This is a genomic window from Aestuariimicrobium sp. Y1814 (genome assembly GCF_050113895.1).
Lineage (GTDB): Bacteria > Actinomycetota > Actinomycetes > Propionibacteriales > Propionibacteriaceae > Aestuariimicrobium.
This window is the reverse complement of record NZ_JBNJRW010000017.1, coordinates 20,267-36,244: the sequence shown is the minus strand read 5'-3', so window position 1 is coordinate 36,244 and position 15,978 is coordinate 20,267. Positions and strand designations below refer to the sequence as shown.

General features: G+C 69.1%; 17 protein-coding genes. 8 read left to right on the top strand and 9 right to left on the bottom strand.

Annotated elements, in window-relative coordinates:
• Positions 1 to 60: 60 nt before the first annotated feature.
• Entirely contained in the window at positions 61 to 1,314 is a 1,254-nt protein-coding gene (locus ACQE3C_RS14505; protein WP_434539845.1) for a winged helix-turn-helix domain-containing protein, read from the top strand.
• 94 nt (positions 1,315 to 1,408) lie between these two features.
• Positions 1,409 to 4,384 carry a preprotein translocase subunit SecA gene (gene secA, locus ACQE3C_RS14500; RefSeq protein ID WP_434539849.1) on the top strand — a complete coding sequence of 992 codons (2,976 nt, stop codon included), beginning with the start codon at positions 1,409 to 1,411 and terminating at the stop codon, positions 4,382 to 4,384.
• 8 nt (positions 4,385 to 4,392) lie between these two features.
• On the opposite strand, the gene ACQE3C_RS14495 is transcribed toward secA, so the two are convergent.
• The 3 genes from ACQE3C_RS14495 to ACQE3C_RS14485 all read right to left on the bottom strand — a co-directional run bounded on the left by ACQE3C_RS14495 (position 4,393) and on the right by ACQE3C_RS14485 (position 6,571).
• Complete coding sequence (locus tag ACQE3C_RS14495; protein WP_434539844.1) at positions 4,393 to 4,821, bottom strand: Rv3235 family protein; 429 nt, start codon at positions 4,819 to 4,821, stop codon at positions 4,393 to 4,395.
• A gap of 77 nt (positions 4,822 to 4,898) precedes the next feature.
• Positions 4,899 to 6,200: a hypothetical protein gene (locus ACQE3C_RS14490; RefSeq protein ID WP_434539843.1), complete on the bottom strand. Its 1,302-nt coding sequence runs from the start codon at positions 6,198 to 6,200 to the stop codon at positions 4,899 to 4,901.
• Entirely contained in the window at positions 6,197 to 6,571 is a 375-nt protein-coding gene (locus tag ACQE3C_RS14485; RefSeq protein ID WP_434539842.1) for a hypothetical protein, read from the bottom strand. Before ACQE3C_RS14485 ends, ACQE3C_RS14490 begins: the two co-directional genes overlap by 4 nt.
• A 133-nt stretch (positions 6,572 to 6,704) precedes the next feature.
• Between ACQE3C_RS14485 and ACQE3C_RS14480 the strand changes: the two genes are divergently transcribed.
• From ACQE3C_RS14480 to ACQE3C_RS14470, 3 genes are read left to right on the top strand one after another with little or no spacing between them, the layout of a single operon-like run.
• Positions 6,705 to 7,154, top strand: a complete 450-nt coding sequence (locus ACQE3C_RS14480; protein WP_434539841.1) for a DUF6912 family protein — start codon at positions 6,705 to 6,707, stop codon at positions 7,152 to 7,154.
• The gene (locus ACQE3C_RS14475; RefSeq protein ID WP_434539840.1) at positions 7,154 to 7,978 is read left to right on the top strand and encodes a Ku protein; all 825 of its coding nucleotides are present in this window, start codon (positions 7,154 to 7,156) and stop codon (positions 7,976 to 7,978) included. The genes ACQE3C_RS14480 and ACQE3C_RS14475 overlap by 1 nt, the downstream gene beginning before the upstream one ends.
• On the top strand, positions 7,978 to 8,187 hold the full coding sequence (locus ACQE3C_RS14470) for a hypothetical protein (RefSeq protein ID WP_434539839.1): 210 nt from the start codon (positions 7,978 to 7,980) through the stop codon (positions 8,185 to 8,187). The genes ACQE3C_RS14475 and ACQE3C_RS14470 overlap by 1 nt, the downstream gene beginning before the upstream one ends.
• Before the next feature lie 20 nt (positions 8,188 to 8,207).
• Here ACQE3C_RS14470 and ACQE3C_RS14465 read toward each other — a convergent pair whose 3' ends face one another.
• A complete protein-coding gene (locus ACQE3C_RS14465; RefSeq protein ID WP_434539838.1) occupies positions 8,208 to 8,684 on the bottom strand; it encodes a DUF2505 domain-containing protein in 477 nt (158 codons plus the stop codon).
• A gap of 169 nt (positions 8,685 to 8,853) precedes the next feature.
• Between ACQE3C_RS14465 and ACQE3C_RS14460 the strand changes: the two genes are divergently transcribed.
• Both ACQE3C_RS14460 and trpS read left to right on the top strand, forming a co-directional pair.
• Positions 8,854 to 9,639, top strand: coding sequence for a PHP domain-containing protein (locus ACQE3C_RS14460; RefSeq protein ID WP_434539848.1), 786 nt, complete (start codon positions 8,854 to 8,856; stop codon positions 9,637 to 9,639).
• A 171-nt stretch (positions 9,640 to 9,810) separates the two neighbouring features.
• On the top strand, positions 9,811 to 10,851 hold the full coding sequence (gene trpS, locus ACQE3C_RS14455; RefSeq protein ID WP_434539847.1) for a tryptophan--tRNA ligase: 1,041 nt from the start codon (positions 9,811 to 9,813) through the stop codon (positions 10,849 to 10,851).
• Here the strand turns inward: trpS and ACQE3C_RS14450 are convergent.
• A complete protein-coding gene (locus ACQE3C_RS14450) occupies positions 10,845 to 12,251 on the bottom strand; it encodes a DEAD/DEAH box helicase (RefSeq protein WP_434539846.1) in 1,407 nt (468 codons plus the stop codon). The two genes, trpS and ACQE3C_RS14450, sit on opposite strands and share 7 nt — an antisense overlap.
• Before the next feature lie 229 nt (positions 12,252 to 12,480).
• Between ACQE3C_RS14450 and ACQE3C_RS14445 the strand changes: the two genes are divergently transcribed.
• Entirely contained in the window at positions 12,481 to 13,128 is a 648-nt protein-coding gene (locus ACQE3C_RS14445) for a ferritin-like fold-containing protein (RefSeq protein WP_434539837.1), read from the top strand.
• Positions 13,129 to 13,157: 29 nt separating this feature from the next.
• Here ACQE3C_RS14445 and ACQE3C_RS14440 read toward each other — a convergent pair whose 3' ends face one another.
• From ACQE3C_RS14440 to ACQE3C_RS14425, 4 genes are all read right to left on the bottom strand, one after another.
• Positions 13,158 to 13,382 carry a DUF3107 domain-containing protein gene (locus ACQE3C_RS14440; RefSeq protein ID WP_434539836.1) on the bottom strand — a complete coding sequence of 75 codons (225 nt, stop codon included), beginning with the start codon at positions 13,380 to 13,382 and terminating at the stop codon, positions 13,158 to 13,160.
• Positions 13,383 to 13,460: 78 nt separating this feature from the next.
• On the bottom strand, positions 13,461 to 14,429 hold the full coding sequence (locus ACQE3C_RS14435; RefSeq protein ID WP_434539835.1) for a PP2C family protein-serine/threonine phosphatase: 969 nt from the start codon (positions 14,427 to 14,429) through the stop codon (positions 13,461 to 13,463).
• Between the two features lie 52 nt (positions 14,430 to 14,481).
• Entirely contained in the window at positions 14,482 to 15,447 is a 966-nt protein-coding gene (gene ligD / locus ACQE3C_RS14430) for a non-homologous end-joining DNA ligase (protein ID WP_434539834.1), read from the bottom strand.
• A 148-nt stretch (positions 15,448 to 15,595) separates the two neighbouring features.
• A complete protein-coding gene (locus tag ACQE3C_RS14425; RefSeq protein WP_434539833.1) occupies positions 15,596 to 15,802 on the bottom strand; it encodes a cold-shock protein in 207 nt (68 codons plus the stop codon).
• Between the last annotated feature and the right edge of the window lie 176 nt (positions 15,803 to 15,978).

Below are 15,978 nucleotides of genomic sequence, written 5' to 3'. Positions count from 1 at the left end.
TTCGACAACGAACGGTTTGCCACCGCTGTGCTGTGCGCGGCGAAGGTTAGCATGACCTTCATGGCCACCGCCCCCACCGTCCGGTTGACCCTGCCGCAGGCGCGACGCATCGCGCTGCATGCCCAGGGGTTCGGCAAGCCCCGGCCGACCGGGCGGGCGGTCACCATGCGTGACGTGCAGGCCCAGGTCCGTCGGCTCGCGCAGTTCCAGATCGACACCATCAATGTCGTCGAACGGGCCCATTACTTCCCCCTGTTCTCCCGGCTGGGCAGCTACGACAAGGCCCTGCTGGACCGGGCGCTGTCCACCGCCCCGCGGCGCCTGTTCGAGTACTGGGGGCACGCCGCCAGCGTGATCGACGTCGACCTGCAGCCCGCCCTTCGTCCGCGCATGGGACGAAGCGGCGAGGGCTGGGCCCCCTCACTGGCGCGCGCACTGGCCGAGCACCCCGGCCTGGACCGGTTCATCCTGGACGAGTTGGCCCAGCGCGGCCCGCTGACCGCCCGTCAGGTCGAATACCACGAGGGGCCCCGCAGCAAGGACGACTGGGGCTGGAACTGGTCGGCGGTCAAGTCGGTGCTGGAGGCCATGTTCGCCGCCGGGCTGGTGACCTCGGCCGGGCGCAATGCCTCCTTCGAGCGCCGCTACGCCCTGCCCGAACAGGTGCTCCCGGCGCGCGTCCTGGCCGAACCCGACCCCAGCGACGACCAGGCCACCACCACCCTCGTGCGACGCTCGGCCCAGGCGCTCGGGGTGGCCAGCACCAAGTGCCTGGCCGACTACTTCCGGCTCAGCCAGGCCGCCACCAGTCGGGCCGTGGCCGACCTGGTGGCGGCCGGCGACCTCGTTCCCGCAGCGGTGGACGGTTGGGGGCGTCAGGTCTGGCTGTGGTCGGGCCACCTCGGCAGCTCCGGGGTGCAACTGCCGCCGCCGGTGCGGGCCCGGGCCCTGGTCAGCCCCTTCGACTCGCTGGTCTTCGAACGGCGGCGCACCGAGGAACTGTTCGGGTTCACCTACCGCATCGAGATCTACGTCCCCGAGCCGAAGCGGCGCTACGGCTACTACGTCTACCCCTTCCTGCTCGATGACCAGTTCGTCGCCCGCGTCGACCTGAAGGCCGACCGGGCCGCAGGTACGCTGCTGGTGAGGTCCGCGTGGGTGGAGGAGCACGCCGCCGACAGGGCACCACGTGTGGCCGCGGAGCTGGCCGAGGAACTGGCCGAACTGGGCCGGTGGACCGGCTGTGAGCAGGTCGTGGTCGAACCCCGCGGGACGCTGTCCGGCGAGCTGGCGCAGGCGGTCGGTTCGTCCTGAGGCCCTGTTGGCCCGTAGCCTCTAGGATGGAATGGTGCCTCCCTGCGGCTGCGGGGACAGTCTCCCAAGGACAGAAGGAAGCCAAGTGAGCTTTATCGATCGTCTGCTCAACACCGGCGATGGGAAGATGCTGAAGAAGCTCTCCCGCATTGCCGACCAGGTCAACTCCATCGAAGAAGACTTCGAAGAGATGACCGACGCCGAGCTGCGGGCCATGACTGACGAGTTCAAGGAACGCCTCGAGGACGGTGAGACCCTCGACGACATCCTGCCGGAGGCCTTCGCCACGGTCCGTGAGGCCTCCCGCCGGGTCCGCGGCCAGCGCCACTTCGACGTCCAGCTGATGGGTGGGGCGGCGCTGCACCTGGGCAACATCGCCGAGATGAAGACCGGTGAGGGCAAGACCCTGGTGGCGACGCTGCCGTCGTACCTGAATGCGCTCACCGGTGAGGGCGTCCACGTCGTCACGGTCAACGACTACCTGGCGAAGTACCAGTCCGAGCAGATGGGCCGCGTGCACCACTTCCTGGGCCTCGACACCGGCGTCATCCTGACCTCGATGACCCCGGCCGAACGGCGCCGCGCCTACAACGCCGACATCACCTACGGCACCAACAACGAGTTCGGCTTCGACTACCTGCGCGACAACATGGCCCTGTCGAAGGACGACCTGGTGCAGCGCGGGCACCACTTCGCCATCGTGGACGAGGTCGACTCGATCCTGGTCGACGAGGCCCGTACCCCGCTGATCATCTCCGGCCCCGCCGAGGACAACCAGCAGTGGTACCCCGAGTTCGCCAAGCTCGTCCTGCGCCTGAACCGCAACCGCGACTACGAGGTGGATGAGAAGAAGCGCACCGTCTCGGTGCTGGCCCCCGGCATCGCCCAGGTCGAGGACCGCCTCGGCATCGAGAACCTCTACGAGTCGGCCAACACCCCGCTGATCGGCTACCTGAACAACGCCATCAAGGCCAAGGAACTTTTCAAGAAGGACAAGGACTACGTCGTCATGGACGGCGAAGTGCTCATCGTCGACGAACACACCGGACGAACGCTGGCCGGGCGCCGCTACAACGAGGGCCTGCACCAGGCGCTGGAGGCCAAGGAAGGCGTCCAGATCAAGGACGAGTACCAGACCCTGGCCACGATCACCCTGCAGAACTACTTCCGCATGTACGACAAGTTGTCGGGCATGACCGGTACCGCCAAGACCGAGGAGTCGGAGTTCCAGAAGATCTACGGCCTGGGCGTGATCCCGATCCCGACGAACAAGCCGATGATCCGCGAGGACCAGAAGGACCTCATCTACCGGACCGAGGAGGCGAAGTTCAACGCCATCATTGAGGACGTCGTCGAGCGCCACGAGGAGGGCCAGCCGGTCCTGATCGGTACCGCCTCGGTGGCCAAGTCCGAGCGCATCTCGGCGGCCCTGAAGAAGGCCAACATCCCGCACAAGGTGCTCAACGCGAAGCACCACGAGTCGGAGGCCGCGATCGTGGCCCTGGCCGGGCGCAAGGGTGCGGTCACGGTGGCGACCAACATGGCAGGTCGTGGTACCGACATCATGCTCGGTGGCTCGGCGGAGTTCCTGGCCGACCAGGTGCTGCAGGAGAAGGGCCTGGACCCGGTCGAGACCCCCGACGAGTACGAGGCCGAGTGGGAGCAGACCCTCGAAGAGATCGAGGAGCAGACCGAGGCCGAGCACGAGGAGGTCGTCGAACTCGGTGGCCTGTACGTGATCGGCTCCGAGCGCCACGAGTCGCGCCGCATCGACAACCAGCTGCGAGGCCGTTCGGGCCGACAGGGTGACCCCGGTGAGAGCCGCTTCTACCTGTCCCTGCAGGACGACCTGATGCGCCTGTTCCAGCCCGAGGTGATCGAACGGGCCATGCTGACCCTGAAGGTGCCCGAAGATCAGCCGATCGAGCACAAGTGGATCTCGTCCTCGATCGAGAACGCGCAGAAGCAGGTCGAGTCGCAGAACTTCGAGATGCGCAAGAACGTCCTCAAGTACGACGACGTGATGAACCGCCAGCGTCACGCCATCTACGGCGACCGCCGGCAGGTGCTCGACGGCGCCGACGTGGAGGAACAGCTGCGCGACACCGTCAGCCGCGTGGTCGAGGACACCGTCCGAGGCCGCACCGAGGGCTTCCACGACGAGTGGGACCTCGACACCCTGGTCACCGACCTCAAGACGCTCTACCCGGTGTCGTTGTCGATGGACGAAATCGAGGAGATCACCGAGCAGGACGCCCTGGTCGAGGCCCTGGTGGACGACGCCCAGGACGCCTACGACAAGCGGGCCGAGTCGCTGGGTGAGGACACCATGCGCGAGCTGGAACGCCAGGTGCTGCTGACCGTGCTCGACCGCAAGTGGCGTGAGCACCTCTACGAGATGGACTACCTGCGCGAGGGCATCGGCCTGCGCGCCATGGCGCAACGCGATCCGCTGGTCGAGTACCAGCGCGAGGGCGGCAACATGTTCAACGCCATGATGGAAGCCTTCATGGAGGAGGTCGTCGGCTACCTGTTCAACCTCGAGGTCAAGACCGAGGTGCAGGGCGTGGGGCTGGTGGAGCAGCCGAACCTCGAGTCCCTCGCGGGCGACGAGGACGAGGACGCCCCGGCCAAGCCGCTGGCGAAGGGGCTCGGTGGACGCAAGGCGACCAACCTCAGCTACAGCGCACCGGACGAGCAGGGCGAGTCGCAGGTGAAGAAGGAGACCGGGTCTGCCCGGTCACGCCGCCCGGCCCGGCGAAACGGCGCCAAGCCCGCCCCAGCGAAGACTGCCGCCAAGGCGACCGCCGCCAAGTCGACGGCCGGCAAGGAGAGCACCGCCCCAGCCAAGGCCACGGCGGCCAGGACCACCACCGCCAAGTCGACCGCCACCAAGGCTGCCCCGGCCGAGTCGGGTGCTGCCAAGGCCACTGCGACCCGCGGGCGGGCCACCGCCGCGGCGACCGCGACCGAGGAGGCCGACGGGCCCAAGAAGTTCGCCGGCACCGGCCGCAACCAGCCCTGCCCCTGCGGGTCGGGCAAGAAGTACAAGCTCTGCCACGGCGCCTGAGCGAGCGCTCAGGAGCGGACCGGGACCAGCAGGCCGACGGGCGCCAGGAGGACACACGTCCACCGGCGCCCGTCGTGCTGCACCCGGCACACGAAGGTGTGCCGGCGCGGGCCGCGCAGCAGTGTGAAGGAGCCCTCCACCACGCCCTCACCGACCAGTGACCCATGGGCTTGGACGAGGCGTGCCCCGGACCAGTCGAGCAGGTCACGCCACTCGACCAGGGCCTCCTCGACGGTGAACCGGGTGAGGCGGGCCAGCGCCGTGCGGCCGCGCCGCCGTTGCAGGAACTCCACCATCTTCCCGGCGAGGCTGGTCATCAGGTCGGTGGCGGCCTGCGTGCGGGCGGCGCCCAGTGGTGGCAACTCGGTGATCACCAGCCCGTGATCGCACAGGACGACCCTGCCAGCGGGTCTGGTGGTGGGGGAGGGGGATGTCATGGGGCCACCCTCGGCCACCACGCGGGCCGGGCGCAAGTGTGCCTGTGGACAACTCGCCGGTGACCGGTCCGGCGGGGTCAGGCGAACAACAGCAGCAGGCCGGCGCAGGTGTAGCCGACCATCACCAGCAACAGCGGCAGCTGGGCCCAGGTGCGTCGCTCGGCGGGCAGCGTGCGCAGGGCGATGTCGTGGGCGCAGGCGACCCCGAGGACGTGGCCGCCGACGATGAAGCCGACCTGCGCCCAGGCGACGGCACTGGCGTAGTCGTAGATGGCGCCGTTGACGCCCAGTTCGGCGGTGCCGAACCAGTTCTGCCCGCGCCCCAACGGGTCGGACAGGTTGATGGCGACCCGTTGGCCCTCGATCACCAGCAGCGTGGCGTAGTGGGCGAGGGCGTAGCCGACCACGATCGGCACCAATGAACGCCCCAGTGAGTTGAGGTCCCGCTCGGTCTCGCGGGAACCGGAGGCCCGGTCGATCACCAGTGCCCCGACCAGGTAGGTGGCCACGACTACCGCCAGGCAGCCGAGCAGCCCGAGGCTGCCCCACAGCCAGGCCGGCTGCTCGGAGGACTGGGTGGCGCGCACCCACCAGACCCCACCGCTCAGCGAGTCGAACGCGGTGCCGCCCAGCAGCACGCAGCAGACCGCCCACAGCCCGCGGGGAGCCTCAGTGCTGGACAGGTGGCGCAACGGGTTGGTCACCTGCAGCACGCCGTCGCGGCGCTGCCACGGGCTCAGCCGTGCCACGGTGGTGGCGTAGGCCTCGAACGGGTCGGCCGAGGTGATCCAGCGACCGCCGCGGAGGAGCGCGCCACCGATGGCCCACACTGCGAAGGCGAGCACCCACCACTTGAGCACCGCGGTGGTTGCCCGGTCGGGCTGCACCAGTTCCAGCCAGGTGAACCCGAGCAGGGCTGCCGCGGCCGGGTAGAGGCCGGCCACGTCGGGGCGGGCGGCGTCCTCGCGGTGGGCGCCGCGCCATGCCAGCAGGCTGCGCACCGGTGACAGTCGGCGCCACACCTGTCCGAACAGCAGCGAGACCGGCACCAGGCCGATCCAGACCCAGACGAACAGGAAGCCGGGGAAGGGGTTGGTGATCAGGTCCGGGCCGGCCACCAGGGCCAGCAGCGCGATGGCGAGCAGCCCCGCCACCAGGACCCGACCGGTCCACAGCAGTGCCGGGTGGTCGACGAGGCGGGTCAGCCGCGGCAGCGCTCGTCCGCCCGGTTCAGCCCAGCGCGGTGAGCGCCAGGCCCACAGCAGCGCCACGAAGGTGACCGCCAGGGTGACCGCGGCGCCGGCGACAACCAGCTCGAAGGGCAGCGGCAGGTCCTGCCGGGAACCGACCCCGTGCAGGGGCACCAGTGACCGAATCACTGGTCACGCACGATGAGTTGGGCCAGCAGCCGGGTCGGCTCGTGGGTCTCCAACTCGAAACTGCCGACCAGGTCAGCCACGAACGAGAACTCCGTGGGCACCCCGGCTTCGGCATCGACCACCTCTTCATAGCCGTGCAGGTGCACGCGCAGGTCCTGGTCGGAGTCGACCGTGACCGTGACCGTGGCGCCCTTGACGACATTGACCTGCTCCGCGTTGGGCAGCAGTGTCCCGTTCTTGTAGGTCACCGCGATCGTGACCGGTACCGGCGGGTCCTGGTCGGCCGGCTCGGCGCTGCAGGCGGCCAGCAGCATCGCCGCAGCACCCCCCACCCCCCAGGCGGTCAGGAACGATCGTCGGGACGCAGCCATGGTCTGTGCACACTCCTGGGCAGTCGAGTCGTCGCCGAATTCACCCTCGGCAGGATAGTTTTGATCCTAGCCCGCCACCCGGGTGGGCCCACGCGCAGCGAGTGCGCCGGACAGGCAGCGGGAAGGACACCAGATGGGCAGCATCCTCGTCTGCATCCCTGCCCGCAGGGATTCCCCCGACGCACTGTTCTCGGGGCCGGTCGAGGCCATCACCCCCAACGCAGCACTGCGCTCGAGCCTGGACTACACCGACGACATGACCGAAGAGGCCGACTACGCCGCCCTGGTGCTCGCCTCGGTCTGGGCGCTGGCCCGGCACGGTGAACGTTTCGTGGTCACCGCCGAGGTTGACGCCTCGCAGGTCGCACCGGGGCCGGAGGCCGCCAACGGGGGAGTCCTGGTCACCGGGCTGGCCCGCCGCCAACTGGTGGCCTGGTTCGACGATGCCGAGCCCGGCATCGCCGACGGGGCCGCGGATGCCGTGCGGGGGCTGGACATCGACCAGGCCTGGGCCGATGAACAGGTCAGCGCACTGCTGGAGCATGAACCGCTCTGGCACACCATCGAGGAATGGGGCACGTAATGGCACCACGCTCAATCTGGAAGGGCGCAATATCCTTCGGCCTGATCACCATCCCGGTCAAGGTCTACGGCGCCACCGAAGAGAAGGACATCAGCTTCAACCAGGTGCACCCCGCCGACGGTGGGCGCATCAAGTACAAGCGGGTCTGCGACAAGTGCGGCGAGGAGGTGCCCTTCGCCGAGATCGCGAAGGGCTACACCGCCGACGACGGCCGCGTCGCGATCCTCGAGAAGTCCGACTTCGACGACCTGCCGCTGGCCTCCAGCAAGAGCGTCGAGGTGGTCCAGTTCGTCGAGACCGAGGCGGTCGACCCGACCTACTTCGCCAGGACCTATGTGCTCGAGGCCGACGGGGCCGGCGCCAAGCCCTACGTCCTGCTGCGCGATGCGATGGCCTCCACCGGACGGGCGGCGGTGGTGAAGGTGGCGCTGCGCCAGCGGGAAGCGGTGGCGCTGATCCGGGCCACCGACAATGTGCTGATGATGCACACCATGCTGTGGCCCGACGAGATCCGCGACGTGAGCTTCGCCGAACCGCCCGGTGACGTGAAGGCCAGCAAGGCCGAGGTGGCCATGGCGACCTCGTTCATCAACGAACTCGAGTCCGAGTTCGACCCGACCCAGTTCACCGACGCCTACCGCGAGGCGCTGGAAAAGGTGGTCGAGGCCAAGCTCAGCGGCGTCCCGATGGAGGAAGCCGCCGCAGAAGATACCGAGCCGGCCGAGGTGGTCGACCTGGTCGCCGCGCTCAAGGCGTCGGTGGCGGCGGCGAAGAAGAAGCGGGAGGCCGCTGCGGAGGCTTCCAGGAAGAAGGCAGCAGGCTGATGGTGACCCGTGTCCACTTCGACGATGAGTCCGAGGCGACCGCCCTGGCCCAGGCGCTGGACGCCCTGGGCCACGAGGTTGCCGTGATCCTTGAACGGTTTGCCGGTGAGGACGACGACGAGGCGGTCGACTGGGTGGTGTACACCCCGGCAGACGCCGACGTCCTCGCCGAACTGGTCGACGAGGACGTCTTCGTGGAGTCTGACTGAGCCGAGTCCGGCTCGGCCGCTCAGGCCTTGTTGGCCAGGTAGTCGCGGCCGACCTGCTGCTGGGCGTCCAGCGCACGCTGCGCGACCGGCGCGGCTTCGGCTTCGAGCTTCTTGCCGACCAGGGGGATCTTGACGTCCAGCTCGGTGGTGTAGACCACCTCGGTGCCCTCGCCGCCGGGGCGCATCACCGCGGTACCGGCGACCTTGACCGGCATCTTGTCGATGCTCATCTGCAGCGTGCCACTGCGGGTGCCGTCGACAGTCGCCTCACCCCAGGTGATGACCTGGTTGAGGGGCATGGTGGCACCGACGAACTTCTGCACCTGTGCGGGGGCCGGCAGCTTCATCTTGACGGTGGTGGTGGACCCGTTGACCTCGATGGTGCGTTCCTTGGCACCGAAACGGTCACAACAGGCGGCGAGGTAGGCCTCGTCGGTCATCATCGCGAAGACCTGGTCGGGGGTGGCGGCGTAGCTCTGCTGGGAGTTGATCTGCATGCCTCCATTGTGGCCGATGCCAAGGCCGGGCCGGGTCAACGACCGACCGGTTCCCATCGGCGGGACCCGGTGACTTCCGGCGGGGATGCTACGGCATGATGAACTCATGCGCATCGACCTGCACACCCATTCCAGCGTGTCGGACGGCACCGACAGCCCCACCCTGCTGGTGCACAAGGCCCATGACGCGGGCCTGGATGTCATCGCCCTGACCGACCACGACACCTTCGACGGGGTCGCCCAGGCTGTCGAGGCGGGCAAGCGCCTCGGGGTCACGGTGATCCGCGGGGTGGAGATGAGCTGCGAGGTGCAGGGTGCCTCGGTGCACCTGCTCGGCTACGGGTGCGACCCCGCGAACCGTCCCCTGGCCGCGGAACTGGCCAAGAACCGCGCCGGCCGCACCGGACGACTGCAGGCCTTCGCCGACCGGTTCACCGAACTCGGCATGCCGCTCAGCGTCGAGGACATCAAGGAGCAGTCCGGGCTGTCACCCTCGGTCGGGCGCCCCCACGTGGCCGACGCGCTGGTCAAGAAGGGCTATGTCTCCTCCCGCGCCGAGGCCTTCGACAAGTGGCTGGGTGACGGGCTGCCGGGTTACATCGGTCGCTACTCGACCCCGCTGGAAATGGGCATCGACCTGGTCCACGGTGCCGGTGGGGTGGCGGTGCTGGCCCACCCCTGGGGACGCGGCAGCCGCGACCTGCTGACGGCCGGCTACATCCAGAAGCTGGTGGGTGAGCACGACCTCGAAGGCATCGAGGTCGACCACATCGACCACGACGACGACACCCGCGAGCTGCTGTTCGAGATGGGTGGGCGCCTCGGCCTGATCCGCACCGGCTCCAGCGACTACCACGGGGCCGGCAAGGACGTCCCCCTGGGGGCCAACCTCACCCGTGACAGCGCCTACCGCGAGCTCATGGCGCGGATCCGCCGCCGCGGCGGCAAGCCCTGATCCAGCCCCGGGCAACGGACTCGCTACAGTGGTCCTCGCGCCCGCAGGCGGCGCGGACAAAGCAGGAAGGCGAGGATGAGCAGCGAGGACAGCACCACCCCGGACCAGGTTGTCGACCAGGCCGGGGATGACATCGAAAACAGTTCCTCGGGAGCCTCCCTGGCCCGCTCGATGGCCCGCAGCGCCGAGATCGCCACCGACATCGCCACCAACGGCAGCCGCTACCGAATGCTGACCGGTGACCGCCCGACCGGCAACCTGCACATCGGGCACTACTTCGGTTCGCTGCGCAACCGGGTGCGCCTGCAGGGGCTCGGCGTCGAGTCGTTCGTGCTGATCGCCGACTACCAGGTCATCACCGACCGCGACGGGGTCGGCCCGATCCGCGAACGGGTCTACTCGCTGCTGGCCGACTACCTCGCAGCCGGGCTCGACCCGCAGACATGCACCATCTTCACCCATTCCGCGGTGCCGGGGCTGAACCAGCTGATGCTGCCCTTCCTGGCCGTTGTCACCGACGCCGAGCTGCGCCGCAACCCCACGGTGAAGAGCGAGTGGGAGGCCACCGGGGAACGCCCGCTGTCGGGCCTGCTGTTGACCTACCCGGTGCACCAGGCCGCCGACATCCTGTTCTGCAAGGCCAACATCGTCCCCGTCGGCAAGGACCAGCTGCCGCACCTGGAACAGGCCCGGGTGATCGCCCGGCGCTTCGATGAGCGGTTCGGACGAGCCCGGGCTGATGCCCCCGTCTTCCCCCAGCCGGAGGCCCTGCTCAGTGAGGCGCCGAGCATCCTGGGCATGGACGGCACCAAGATGAGCAAGTCACGCGGCAACACCATTGAGCTGGGTGAGTCCGCCGACCAGACCGCGAAGCTGATCAAGCGGGCGGTGACCGACTCCGACCGGCACATCACCTACGACCCGGAGCAGCGCCCCGAGGTCTCGAACCTGGTCATGCTGGCCGCGCTGTGCCTGGACCGCACCCCCGAGTCCATCGCCGAAGAGATCGGCGACGGCGGCGGTGGCGGGCTGAAGAAGCTGGTCACCGCGGCAGTCAACGACCACTTCGACGGGCATCGTGCCCGGCGCGCCGAACTGGTCGCCGACCAGGGCTACCTGGAAGAGGTACTGCGGGCCGGCAACACCCGGGCCAACGAGATCGCCGATGCGACGTTGACCGAGGTGCGCCAGGCCATGCAGATGGTCTACTGACCAGCACCCTCGGCCGCGGGCGCCGCGCTGGTCGCACCCTCGACGGGCTTGCCGTTGCGGGTGCGACGACGCTGGCGCTTCGGGCGCTCTCGACGTTCGGGGTCGCGCCGCTGGGACTTCTCCTTGCCCTTGGGACGCTCATCGTCCTTGGGCTTGGGCGGCTGCAGGCGTCCCTTGGTGCCCTCGGGGATGTCGAGGTCTGTCAACAGGTGGGGGCTGCTGGAGTAGGTCTCGGCCGGGTCGTCGAAGTCGAGGTCGAGCGACTTGTTGATCACCTTCCAGCGGGTGACGTCGGCCCAGTCGACCAGGGTGACGGCGACACCCTTGTTGCCGGCGCGGCCGGTGCGTCCGATGCGGTGGACGTAGGTCTTGTCGTCGTCGGGGCACTCGTAGTTGATCACGTGGCTCACGCCCGAGATGTCGATGCCGCGGGCGGCGACGTCGGTGGCGACCAGGACGGTGACCTTGCCCTCACGGAACTTCTTCAGCGCCTTCTCGCGGGCGGCCTGGTTGAGGTCACCGTGGATGGAACTGGCCGGGAAGCCGCGGTCGACCAGTTCGTCGGCCAGGCGCTGGGCTGCACGCTTGGTGCGGGTGAAGATCATCACCTTTTCGACGTCACGGGCCTGCAGGATCTTGCCGACCACCTCCGGCTTGTCCAGGTCATGGGCCTGGTAGACGAACTGGGTGGTGTCGGGCACCGTGGCGTGGGCGTCGTGGCCCTCGGCGCGGATGTTGACCGGGCGGGTCAGGTGGGCGCGGGCCAGCGCCACGATCTGGGAGCGCATGGTCGCCGAGAACAGCAGGGTCTGACGGCCCCGCGGAGTCTGCGAGAGCAGCCGTTCCACATCGGGCAGGAAACCGAGGTCGAGCATCTCGTCGGCCTCGTCCAGCACCGCGATCTGGACCGCGGACAGGTCGAGCGGACCCCGGTTGGCCAGGTCCAGCACACGCCCCGGGGTGCCGACGACGACGTCGACGCCGGACTCGAGGGCCTCGAGCTGCGGCTCGTAGGCGACACCGCCGTAGACGGTGAGCACGCGCACCTTGCGCAGCGACCCGGCGATGGTCAGGTCACGGGCAACCTGGACGGCCAGTTCGCGGGTGGGGCACAGGATCAGCGCCTGCGGCTTGCCGGGGTGGGCGAAGCCCTCGCCCTGTTCCTGCGGGGGAGTCACCCGCTGCAGCACAGCCACGCCGAAGGCCAGGGTCTTGCCGGTGCCCGTCCGGGCCTGCCCGATCATGTCCAGCCCGTCCAGGGCAAGCGGCAGTGCCATGGCCTGGATCGGGAAGGGGTGGACGATGCCGGCATCGGCCAGCGCCCGGCTGATCTCGGGCAGCACGCCGAGGTCGGCGAAGGTGGTCTCGGTGGTGGATTGTTCAGTGATGGAGTTCAGGATCGTGCCTTCGGTCGTCCGAGGCCCGACCTGACCGGGTCCACCTCGGTGGGATGCGCCGGCGCGGGCGGAACAGCAGTGGTCATGCGACGGGCTCGGCCGGGTTTCGGCGTGCCTCGTCCTCCGCGGGACTCACGCGTCGGCAGCCGGGCATGTACCCGACCATCGACCAGTCTAGCCGTCCGGGCCTGTTGGACCCATTCTGCCGAGCAGGCGACGCTAGCCTGAGCGTGTGACTGCCACCTCTTCAGACGATGTTGCCATCGCCGCGCTGCACGGCGCCGGCTGGTTGTTGTGCTACGAAACACTCGCCGAATTGTCCGGCCTGGCCCCCCAGACCCTGGAAGCACTGGGGGTGGCACGCACCTCGGCAGGGGCGGTGGAGGCAGCCCGGCGCAGCCTCGCGCTCGTCCCCGCCGATTCGGCCGACCAGCAGGTCGGGCCGATCCGGCAGGCCTTCGCCTCCCTGCAGCAGCACACCCCGCCCGGCACCTGGCCCGAAGCGCTGGTGAAGAACCTGCTGCTCATCGGGATGGGCCTGGACCTGGTCCGGCACACCCGGGAACACTGGCCGCCGGCGGTCGCCAAGGTGCTGGAGGGCGACCCCGGCCCCGACGTCGCCGAACTGGTGACCCAGACCCTGGCCGGGCTGGACCTGGATGACGAGCAGCGCTCACGCACCAGCCTGTTCGGGCGCCGGGTGATCGCGGAGATGTCCGCGCAGGCGCAGCGCATCGTCTCGCGGGAGTCGCGGCTGGCCCGGGCCCTGACGGGCACGCAGAGCGGCACCTCCGAAGAGGTGGCGCGCACCACCGAGTTGCTGCAGGCGCTGGTCGAGGGAGCCGCCGAACGGATGCTCGCCCTGGGCCTGCAGCCCTGAGTTGCTGAAGGCGTAGGAGCGCCGGGGGCTCAGACGGCGCCGAAACCGACCTTGCGGGCGTTCTCGGGGCCGAGGTCGATGTAGCCGATCTGCGCCGCTGGGACGATCACGCGGCGACCCTTGTCGTCGCTGAGGTCGAGCAGCCCGTTGCTGTTGAGCGCCTCGGTCACCTTCTCGGCCACCTCCTCGCCGGTGAGGGTTGACTCGATGCTGACCTCGCGGGCCACGTTCACAATGCCGATCTTGATGTCCACGACACCAACCTACCGGCTGTTGAGGCGTCCGCGCGGCGCGCGGCATGCTGGTTCGCGCCCAGCGGACGTCGTCCGGGCTCAGGCGGGGGTCTGCGGGGTGCCGGGTGAGCGGCGCTCAACCCGCTGGGTGGCGTCGTCGTCGGTGTCGTCCGCGGGCGCCGGTTGCGGCGGGGCCGGTGCCGGGGTCGGGTCGCCGAGCGGTTCGACGCGGGCCAGGCACACCGAGATGTTGTCGCGCCCACCCTGGTTGTTCGCCCAGCCCACCAGTGCCCGGGCCAGGACATCGGGACCGTCACCGGGCGGCATGGCATGCCAGAACTGGCGCAGCAGTTCGGCGATGGCGGTGGCCTCGGAGGCGTAGTTCCACAGGCCGTCGCTGCAGACCATCAGCCAGCCCGGCCCCTCGACCCGCTGGGCCACGGTGCCCGGCTCGAGGTCGGTGGCCTCGGGGCCCAGCCACTTGGTGATGGCATGGGCATGGATGGAGTTCTCGGCGTCCTCGCGCGACATGCCCATCTGCATGTGGGCCTGGGCCACCGAATCGTCGGTGCTGACCTGCAGCGGGGTGCCGTGGTCGGGCAGCCAGTAGGCGCGGGTGTCGCCGATGTTGGCCACCGCCACCACGTCACCCTCGACGACCGCCGCCACCAGCGTGCAGGAGCCGGCCGGGGACCCGTCGGAGCCGTCGGCCAGGACGGCGCGGTTGGCCGACTCGAAGATCTGGTTGAAGATCTCGCCCGACTGGTCGAAGTCGAAGATCCCCTTGTCCAGCCGGGAGCCCAGCAACTCGGTGACCGTGGTCGAAGCGGTGCGGGAGGCCCGGTCGGAGTTGGGGGAGGAGGAGACCCCGTCACTGACCACCAGGACACCGCGTCGTCCGGTGGGGGCGGCCCACAGCGAGATCGCGTCCTGGTTGAGGTGGTGACGCCGACCCACGTCGGTGGAGCCCGCCAGCCAGGGGGCCGCACTGACGGTGTAGTCGCGTCGCATCGGGTTGAGTGCACTCAGGTCGCGGGTGTCTTCCCGGTTGGCCTGGTTCTGACTCATGTGCTTTCCCCCTGCAGGGCGCGGTCGCGGTGATGGAACAGTGCCCAGTTCATCATGAACCCGGCTCTGCTGGCCACGTGGGCAGGGGTGCTGCCTGGTCCGGGTCGAGCAGAGCCTGCCACACATCGCCGAACTCGTCGAGGCGCCCCGGGATGTCGGCGATGGTGAACGACAGGTCGTCCTCGGGCCCCACGGCGGCGACCTCGTCCCAGCTGACCGGTGTCGAGACCCGCGGCGACTCACGGCCACGCACCGAGTAGACGCTGATGGTATTGCGGTCACCCCGGTTCTGCAGGTGGTCCCAGTAGATCCGGCCGGTGCGCGAACTCTTGGCCATGGTGGTGGTGAACAGGTCGGGGTGGCGGCCGGCCAACAGGGCGCCCAGCCGACCCACTTGCTCGACCACCTCACGCCACGGCGTCGCCTCGATCGCGGCGAACACCTGCAGGCCCTTCGAGCCGGTGGTCTTGACGTAGGGCAGCAAGCCCGCCGCCGCGAGTTCATTGGCGGCCATCAGGGCGGCCTGGCAGGACTGGTGCATCGTGATCCCGGGGCCGGGGTCGAGGTCGACCACCAGCGTCGTGGCGGGCACGGCGTCGGGCCCGGCGAGCGCGATGGGGTCCTCGGGGCCACCCGAGGAGGGTGCATCGGTGGTTCGCCACTGCGGGGTGTGCAGTTCGACGGCGGCCAGGTTGGCCAGCCAGACCAGCGTCGCGGCCTGGTCGGCCACGACGTAGGCGATGTCGCTGTCCTGGGTGCTGACATGGGCCAGCCGCACCCAGTCGGGGGTCCCGGCTGGCGCGTTCTTCTCGTAGAAGGACGACTGGTCGGTGCCGTGGGGGAACCGCAGCCGGGTGATGCAGCGCTCGGCGAGGTGGGGCAGTGCCACCGGGGCGATCATCAGGTAGTACTCGATCAGTTCGGCCTTGGTGGTCTGGTCGGGGAACAGGACCTTGTCGAGGTTGGTCAGCTGCAGGACGTGGTCATCGACCTGGGTGCGTACCGGTGGTGTTGTCACGCCACTCCTTCCCCGTTGCCCTGGTCCCCGTTGCCCTGTCCCCGTTGAGGTGGGGTGTGTTGCCAAGGCTGCCACAGGTCGAGTGGGCGGAACCGCAACTGGGGAGCCCACCCGGCGGTGAACTCCCCAGCGAGCGATGAGGAACCGGTCAGATCACCTTCACGTGCTCGGCCTGCTGGCCCTTGGGCCCCTGGGCCACCTCGAACTCCACCTTCTGGCCCTCATCGAGCGAACGGAAGCCACTGGCCTCGATCGCGGAGTAGTGGACGAAGACATCGTCCTGTGTGCCGCCGTCGACGGCGATGAAGCCGTAGCCCTTCTCGGCGTTGAACCACTTCACGGTTCCCTGTGCCATGGAAATTTCTCCTCGTGCAGCATGGTGTCCGGGTTCGCACCTCACGAACCCACGTACACAGGCACGACGTCGGCGCGACCTGCCTGGACGTGGCCCCACTCTTGCACGGGGCAGGGTCAGCCACGCCGGGGCGGACGCGCCATGGTTCGAGGCGGCGCGATTGTTGTCGGTGGCCC

What these genes read in the sequence shown, in the direction of transcription:
- ACQE3C_RS14485 (WP_434539842.1), bottom strand. Translation starts at nt 6,571, where the DNA reads ATGGCTGCGTCCCGACGATCGTTCCTGACCGCCTGGGGGGTGGGGGGT.
- ACQE3C_RS14495 (WP_434539844.1), bottom strand. Translation starts at nt 4,821, where the DNA reads ATGACATCCCCCTCCCCCACCACCAGACCCGCTGGCAGGGTCGTCCTG.
- trpS (WP_434539847.1), top strand. Translation starts at nt 9,811, where the DNA reads ATGGCCCGCAGCGCCGAGATCGCCACCGACATCGCCACCAACGGCAGC.
- ACQE3C_RS14435 (WP_434539835.1), bottom strand. Translation starts at nt 14,429, where the DNA reads ATGAGTCAGAACCAGGCCAACCGGGAAGACACCCGCGACCTGAGTGCA.
- ACQE3C_RS14465 (WP_434539838.1), bottom strand. Translation starts at nt 8,684, where the DNA reads ATGCAGATCAACTCCCAGCAGAGCTACGCCGCCACCCCCGACCAGGTC.
- ACQE3C_RS14505 (WP_434539845.1), top strand. Translation starts at nt 61, where the DNA reads ATGGCCACCGCCCCCACCGTCCGGTTGACCCTGCCGCAGGCGCGACGC.
- ACQE3C_RS14475 (WP_434539840.1), top strand. Translation starts at nt 7,154, where the DNA reads ATGGCACCACGCTCAATCTGGAAGGGCGCAATATCCTTCGGCCTGATC.
- ACQE3C_RS14470 (WP_434539839.1), top strand. Translation starts at nt 7,978, where the DNA reads ATGGTGACCCGTGTCCACTTCGACGATGAGTCCGAGGCGACCGCCCTG.
- ACQE3C_RS14480 (WP_434539841.1), top strand. Translation starts at nt 6,705, where the DNA reads ATGGGCAGCATCCTCGTCTGCATCCCTGCCCGCAGGGATTCCCCCGAC.
- ACQE3C_RS14425 (WP_434539833.1), bottom strand. Translation starts at nt 15,802, where the DNA reads ATGGCACAGGGAACCGTGAAGTGGTTCAACGCCGAGAAGGGCTACGGC.